At 41.0% G+C, this 7,096-nt stretch carries 6 protein-coding genes and 2 pseudogenes; 4 read left to right on the forward strand and 4 right to left on the reverse strand.

From position 1 onward, the window contains the following. Positions 1–215: pseudogene (locus H5154_RS22005) on the reverse strand (transposase); the annotation flags it as partial. 738 nt (positions 216–953) lie between these two features. Between H5154_RS22005 and H5154_RS22010 the strand changes: the two are divergent. The 3 genes from H5154_RS22010 to H5154_RS22020 all read left to right on the forward strand — a co-directional run bounded on the left by H5154_RS22010 (position 954) and on the right by H5154_RS22020 (position 3,228). Further along, on the forward strand, positions 954–1,820 hold the full coding sequence (locus H5154_RS22010; protein WP_182719627.1) for an alpha/beta fold hydrolase: 867 nt from the start codon (positions 954–956) through the stop codon (positions 1,818–1,820). Positions 1,821–2,656: 836 nt separating this feature from the next. After that, positions 2,657–2,935, forward strand: coding sequence for a type II toxin-antitoxin system RelE/ParE family toxin (locus tag H5154_RS22015; protein WP_054205928.1), 279 nt, complete (start codon positions 2,657–2,659; stop codon positions 2,933–2,935). Continuing rightward, positions 2,935–3,228: a HigA family addiction module antitoxin gene (locus H5154_RS22020; RefSeq protein ID WP_182719628.1), complete on the forward strand. Its 294-nt coding sequence runs from the start codon at positions 2,935–2,937 to the stop codon at positions 3,226–3,228. The genes H5154_RS22015 and H5154_RS22020 overlap by 1 nt, the downstream gene beginning before the upstream one ends. 458 nt (positions 3,229–3,686) lie before the next feature. On the opposite strand, the gene ggt is transcribed toward H5154_RS22020, so the two are convergent. Both ggt and H5154_RS22030 read right to left on the reverse strand, forming a co-directional pair. Continuing rightward, positions 3,687–5,357, reverse strand: coding sequence for a gamma-glutamyltransferase (gene ggt, locus H5154_RS22025; RefSeq protein WP_182719629.1), 1,671 nt, complete (start codon positions 5,355–5,357; stop codon positions 3,687–3,689). Between the two features lie 92 nt (positions 5,358–5,449). Next, entirely contained in the window at positions 5,450–5,986 is a 537-nt protein-coding gene (locus tag H5154_RS22030; protein WP_182719630.1) for a GNAT family N-acetyltransferase, read from the reverse strand. Positions 5,987–6,081: 95 nt separating this feature from the next. On the opposite strand from H5154_RS22030, the gene H5154_RS22035 reads away from it, so the two are divergent. Then, a complete protein-coding gene (locus tag H5154_RS22035) occupies positions 6,082–6,450 on the forward strand; it encodes a hypothetical protein (RefSeq protein WP_182719631.1) in 369 nt (122 codons plus the stop codon). Between the two features lie 182 nt (positions 6,451–6,632). On the opposite strand, the pseudogene H5154_RS22040 reads toward H5154_RS22035, so the two are convergent. Continuing rightward, a pseudogene (locus H5154_RS22040) lies at positions 6,633–6,725 on the reverse strand (transposase); the annotation flags it as partial. Positions 6,726–7,096 lie beyond the last annotated feature (371 nt).

Raw genomic sequence — 7,096 nt, forward strand, 5'->3', positions numbered from 1 at the left:
GTATGATTACTCATCACTGCATATGCGCAAACATCAATACAAAACACGTTAGAAAGAGCCAATAGCTTCTCTTCAACCCAACACCTGCGATGCTCATATGATTGGCCAGTAAAACGATCTTCGCCGCATAGATAGGCTCGACGTACGCACCTAGAAATACAATGATAGTACTTTGTATCAGCCAAACTTATCTGACGCTTTCTCGCAATAGCCATGTGACAACCTGCTCATTTATTGTGCTAATAATAAAATTAGTACGTAACTGATACATTGCAAATCATAAGATGGGTGTCTTCTTAGCATCGTAACTGATACATTGCAAATCATAAGATGGGGGTCTTCTTAGCATCCTTCTATGGGCGGTTCATCTCCCGTTATCAATATTGATCCAAATATCTCTCAATGACACTAAACCTTGTGACGCTAAATAGTCATTACCTAGCGCAATGTTAATTCCTTTTGTTTTGAGCTTCGACAAGGGCCTTCGCTTCCAAGCGCCTACTTTTGGTACTGGTAATTCCACAGGCTATGGCGAGTCGTTCACTGACCCTCCTCCAAGCGTTAGCGCGAATGCGTGTTTATCAGATCTCCCCCTTTTTTACCTATAAAGAACAGGTGCATCGACTTTCTCTGCACAACTGCATCATTTACGGTGGCCGTTAGATCGCATGACTTCGCTATCTTGTGCTAGCTCGTCTCCAGCCTACGCCTCATATGATGTTTTTTCTCATCAGCTCACATTTATTTATCATAAAGAATGCTAGCTGCTTCCTCCAGACTATCTCTCGCGATTTAGCCCTTGCCATTCGCGAGTGTCTATCGTTTAATAATAGCGTGTTATTTAAACGGTGATCTTCCTACAGAGGACTTTCACCTCATAAGTCAATGCCCATGTCGGGCGTACACAATCGTGTCATGCCGAAGTTATGCCTCATCGAGGGAATGGAGTCTAAATGAAATCAATTATATGGTTATTCTCAATTTTTATTAGCTTTGGTGCACCAGGTACAGAGCAAGAGTTACAACCAACAACGTCAGGACTATATGATGTTGGTGGGTTTAAGTTGTATCTTGAGTGCTACGAAAATGACAAGCCTCAATTAATAGTTGAGCAAGGCTTCGGTCGTTCTGGTTCTGATGGGGTTTGGTTGGAGAATATTAAACAATTGAAAAATGATTTCAGTATTTGTTTATATGATCGATCAGGTCTTGGAAAAAGTGAAAAAGGTCCCGTGCCTTTCACCGTCGATGATATGGCTAAAAGGCTAAAAAAACTGCTTCAAGTAGCCGGTGTTAAAATGCCGTATTACTTTACTGGTGGCTCATATGCATCTTATATCATTACGGCATTCAATAACCTATATCCACAAGAGGTTATGGGGGCTGTGCTGATTGATCCACCTCCTTTAGGCTACTTTTACACTATGGGTACAAGGTGGCCTGAAAACTTTAAAACAAACAATGAAAAATTGGAGCGTTTTTATAATTTTGAGCAAAGTGTTCATGATCCAATGTTTGAAAGAGTTCCTGAAAACGTAGATCATATGAAAAGCTACAAAATTCTATCTGAAGCAGCTAAATTCGGTGATAAGCCAATTATAATTTTACGTTCAAAACAGACCGAAGAGCGTTATGACCCTCCTTTTGTTCCCGAGGAAATCGCGAAGTCAATGGACTCCCTATATGCAAATGCAGAGAGTTACTTTAAAAGTTTATCTACAAATAGCCGAATTATCTATTCGGAATCAGAAAAGCATCATCTGCACATCGCAGACCGTGATTTGGTTGTAAAAAGCATTAAGGAACTTGTTAGAAAATGAGGCTTAACAAGTTGCCCAAAATCGCCGCAAACAACGCGGCTGGGACAAATACTCACTGGGCTTCGCCCAACAACGTTCGCATTTGCCCATTGGCAAAGCGTTATGTTTTACGAGGCATCGAGTAGATGAAGCTAATCTATTACTCTAATGCGCAGCGTCTCTGAACCTCTTTATGAATAATTCAATAAAAGATTTTTTGCACAAAGAGCAGAGAATGAGAAGTAAATGAGGATTATCTTAAAGGCTAATATTAGCATGCGTAAAACACGATGCATTAATAAAGGTAAGCTGCTACCTCATCAAATAAGCCACTTAAACACCTGTCATACATTCCAAAACGCCCATTAAAGCAACAGCAAATGCTCTTTTTATATTTTACGTAAAAGTCAGTTGTCGATTGAATCAGAATAGGAACTCGGCTATGGTTAATGCATCAATAAAAATAAATTAAAAACGGGTTATTCTACAAGCTCGTTATACGTTTCAGGAGGCTTGGTTTAATTCCTTAAGTGACTCGGATAAAGATATGGTAAAAAGTATTATATCTGATGCTGTAAATGAATCTGTTTTTGGTTTCCTTTGTGTACTCGATGGTGTCAGGTCAATTTTTGATACAGGTGACTCTAACAACCTAAAGTTAACGCACGGTGACACACTGCTTAACGACATAGAAAATGAATGCTTGCACGATTTGTATAAAACGTATAACAAGCTGTTAAACAAGAACAAAAAACAGTTAGTTTCGCTTCGTTCCACATTTTAGCCCACTGTTTTCATCCGCTTAATTGGGCGATATTTTTATCGACGAGTGATGCGCATCGCGCTATACTTGTGCCATGATTAAATCTTTCAAACATAAAGGCCTCAAGAAATACTTCCAAACAGGAAGTGTTGCTGGAATTCAGGCCAAACATCAACGCAAATTGCGCATGCAACTTGCAGCAATAGATACCGCACAAGAAATTGATGATATCAATTTACCCGGTTTTAAATTGCACCCTCTCAAAGGGGATCGTGACGGGATTTGGTCTATTACTGTAAATGGTAACTGGCGCATTACTTTTGAGTTTATCGATGGTAATGCATACATTCTCAATTATGAGGACTATCACTAATGACTATGCATAATCCACCACACCCAGGAGAGTTTATCTATGACGTTTACCTAGAGCCTGCAGGCTTTAGTTGCCGTTATTTAGCTAAACAACTAGATGTAGCATCGTCTACATTAAATAGAGTTCTAAAAGGTCAAAGTGCAATCTCACCAGAAATGGCACTTCGCTTATCTAAAGCCATTGGCAGAACTCCTGAGAGTTGGTTAGCAATGCAAGATAACTACGATCTGTGGCATGCAAAACAACAAATTAATTTAACCAATGTCCACGCAGTAAACTTTGCAGTGCCATAAAAAATAATCGGGTAGCCGGAGGTCTCTAACCTCCAGCCCCCACACCACCCATCATGCACTTTTATTAACAGGAAGTGCTATGGGCGGTTCATCTCCCGTAATGAATATTGATCCAAAGATCTCAATGACGCTTAACCTTGTGAAGCTAAATAGTCATTGCCTAGCGCAATGTTAATTCCTTTTGTTTTTTAGCTTCGACAAGGGCCTTCGCTGCCAAGCGCCTACTTTTGGTGCTGGTGATACCAAATGCTATGGCGAGTCGTTCGCTGACAGCCAATTTCATTAAACTGCGTACTGCCCGAGATAAACTCGCGCCTACAACACACTCCCCTAGCACCTAGTTACCTAGCCCCTGAAACCTTTTTGTAATTGGGCTTCGTTACCCTCACCCCAACTACAATCGCTTAATTTAACACCAAGCAATCTTACAACTTATGACTTACCGCTTAAAGCTGCGATCAAAACACCATCGCCTTACCGCGCCCTGACGCTTCTGAGCCGGCATCTAGTTTGCCATCACGTTCGATGATCACATGCATATCACCAAAATGGCGCTCGTCTAAGGTGTAGCCCATTTTCTCTAGTGCTTTAACAACGTTTGCATCTAAACCTGCATGATGACGTATGACATTTTTAGGCCAAAGTTGATGATGAAAACGCGGGCTATTTACCACTTCATCGGCGCTCATATTAAATTCAACCGCATTTAAAATAGATTCGTACACCGAGCTTATTATGGTGGTGCCGCCCGGTGAGCCGGTGACCATTTTAACTTTATTGCCTTTGAGTAAGATAGTTGGCGTCATTGAGCTAAGCATACGCTTATGCGGCTGGATTTCATTGGCTTTACCACCGAGCGCGCCAAATACATTCATCACCCCTGGTTTGGCACTAAAGTCATCCATTTCATCGTTAAGCAAAAAGCCCGCGCCAGCAACGACTACACCACTGCCATAACCTAAATTAATGGTGGTGGTATTCGATACTGCATTACCCCATTTATCAACTATAGAAAAATGCGTGGTTTGTTCGCTTTCATATAACCCAGGTTTAATGTTTTCAGTCGTCGATATTTTATCGAGTGTGATGCTGCTACTGCGCTTTTTAAGATAATCCATGGCGATTAGTTCGCTCTTTGGCACATCAAAAAAGTCTGGATCACCTAAGTACTCTGCTCTATCAGCAAATACGCGTTTGCCAATTTCTGCTAATAAATGAATATATGCTGTGGAGTTGTGCTCAAGCCCTGCTTTGGGTTTAGTCAGCTCGTACATTTTTAACCATTGTATTATTGCAATACCGCCGGAGCTTGGTGGTGGTGATGTAAGTACTTGGTAACCGTTCCAAGCTGCTTTCATTGGGGTACGTGATTTTGCTTGATAGGCTTTTAAATCCGCTTGCGTAATGATCCCGCCATGTTCAGCCATAAAATCGGCAATGATTTTAGCCGTTTCTCCTTCATAAAATCCTGCCTTACCTTGCTCGCGAATACGTTTTAACGTGGTTGCAAGCTCAGGTTGCTTAAAGTTTTGATTAGCTTTAGCGCTGGCAAAATAATCAGCAAAGTTAATTGTTACGTCTTTTTTAGCCATGCGGGCAATGTAGCGCTCAATACTGCTGGCTAATTTCGGGTGAACAATAAAACCCTGTTCGGCTAACGTTACTGCAGGCTCAACAAGGATTTTCCAATCAAGTGTGCCGTGTTTTTGATGAGCAAGCCACATACCCGCCACACTACCGGGTACACCACTGGCGTAAATGCCGTATATCGATTTATTTGCAACCACATTACCTTTGTCATCCAAATACATATCGCGATGGGCGGCAATTGGAGCTGTTTCGCGGTAATCTATAAAGTCGCCTTGCCCGTCTTTTTGGATCAGCATAAAACCACCACCGCCAATGTTTCCCGCTTCAGGCAAAGTAACGGCTAATACAAATTGCGCAGCAATGGCTGCATCAACCGCGTTACCGCCCAGCTCCAAAATGGCTCTTGCTACGTCACTACTGTAACTATCGGGCATAGCCACTGCCGCTTGGGCTGTTTTTCCACTAGCTGCCAATGCAGTTATGTGTAACTGCATTACAACGACACTAAAAATCAGTAAATGTTTTACACCAGCAAACATATTTAATTCCTTGTTGATTTTATTTTTTGATTATTTTATTAACCCCATTAATACACATTCAGTTAACAAGGGTCAAACTACAATGAATAACTTTACACAAATTTTCGATATAACACGGCTGGTAACTCGCCGAACTCGTCGCTATAGGTATAGTGTTCAATAAACTGCAGACCCAGCTTTTCCATCACTTTAATCGAGCCGTTATTGTCTTTTAGTGCAGTGGCGCTAAGTGCCTTGATCTCAACATTGGCGGTGATCACATCGGCAACGGCTTGCGCGGCTTCACTGGCGTAACCTTTACCCCAACTTGTACGTTTAAAGCGCCAGCCAATTTCAATATCACTAAAATCAGGCTTTGCAGTAAAAAAACCCATTGGCCGAATTAATATCCAACCAATAAAACTGTCATTATCATTAAGGTTAACTTGCCAAAGCCCCCAGCCCTGTTGTGGATTGCGGTAGGCTTGCATGCGCGGAATAAAAACGTCTTTGATGGTACTTATGGTCGTCGTCTTGCCACGAGTAAGGTACTCCATAACCTGTGGGTCGTTATCGAGTTCAAACAGTAGCGCACTGTCATTTTCATCCATTAATTTAAAATTAAGTCGTGCTGTTCGAGGTATATTCATTTTCGAGCCTGTATATTGCTTGTTTTAAGATTGCCATCAATACTGTACCAGAGGAAATATTCCTCGGGACATCATTATTATACAAAGGAACAAATATGAACAAATTAGCAAGTTTAGTTTTATTAGGCTGTGTAGCACTAACCGGTTGTGAAGATGCCAGCGAAGCAAAAAAAGATGCCGCAGAAGCTAAAACTGAGGTTAAAAAAGCACTTAATGATGCATGGGATGACGTAAAAGAAACCAGCAATCAATTTAAAGGTGATTCACTTGATGAGCTACTACAAGAAAGTAAAAAACTTGGTCTTGATATGTATGATGATGGCAAAGAAGTTGCCCTTGATGCCTGGATTGAAAGTAAAGAAGCAGCAGGTGAATTAACAGAGAAAACCAAGCAAAAAGCCCAACAGCTCGTTGACGAATTACAAGCTGTACGTGAAGAACATAACAAAGAAAGTAATAACTAGTTTACCTGCGGCCTATAGTTTACTGAGGTAGCCCCTACTATTGTAACTATGGACTGACTAACAATTTAATAAACATCCCCGGGCAAGCCCTTCTGCTAACGCAGTACTCACTTCGTGAGCGGGGTATTTGGTTAGAACATAGCTAACTGATGATCCAAATGGAGTTGGTCATAATTATTTCCTTAGTTTTTCACATACTTTCTTATCATTGATCCGTCACCATGTTTTCCTACCGTATTTGCAAAATAACCATCAGACCAAAACTCTCCACCCCATCACTGGAAAATAAACACTCAATATCGCTTTATCAGCAATATTGAGTGTTTCGCCAAACAACAGGCCTACTGACGTGCACGTTGCAGTCACTCAGGCCTCCAATGGATAAATCCATATATCAAAGAACGTAATAGTTATTGATAACTTGGACTAACCGTCGTTTTTCGTCTGTGCGCTACAGCGCTATACTTGAGGTGATGCTAATTTTAATACCAATCGACTTAAATATTTAATCATTCTAGCGCGCTAAATAAAGCGCTAACTGCGTTATAATTTTTTCAAGTAGAACAACTACATGTCAAAATTTACGCCTTGTTATCACTGTATTTATCTGTCGCTATAAATGGTCAGTAACTTAACACGATTGGTA

The sequence above is a fragment of the Pseudoalteromonas sp. SR44-5 genome (genome assembly GCF_014163675.1).
GTDB classification, from domain to species: Bacteria; Pseudomonadota; Gammaproteobacteria; order Enterobacterales; family Alteromonadaceae; genus Pseudoalteromonas; species Pseudoalteromonas rhizosphaerae.

Bases quoted from the DNA above. Each gene is read 5' to 3' on its own strand.
- H5154_RS22010 (WP_182719627.1), top strand. From the start codon at position 954: ATGAAATCAATTATATGGTTATTCTCAATTTTTATTAGCTTTGGTGCA.
- H5154_RS22035 (WP_182719631.1), top strand. From the start codon at position 6,082: ATGAACAAATTAGCAAGTTTAGTTTTATTAGGCTGTGTAGCACTAACC.
- H5154_RS22030 (WP_182719630.1), bottom strand. From the start codon at position 5,986: ATGAATATACCTCGAACAGCACGACTTAATTTTAAATTAATGGATGAA.
- H5154_RS22015 (WP_054205928.1), top strand. From the start codon at position 2,657: ATGATTAAATCTTTCAAACATAAAGGCCTCAAGAAATACTTCCAAACA.
- H5154_RS22020 (WP_182719628.1), top strand. From the start codon at position 2,935: ATGACTATGCATAATCCACCACACCCAGGAGAGTTTATCTATGACGTT.
- ggt (WP_182719629.1), bottom strand. From the start codon at position 5,357: ATGTTTGCTGGTGTAAAACATTTACTGATTTTTAGTGTCGTTGTAATG.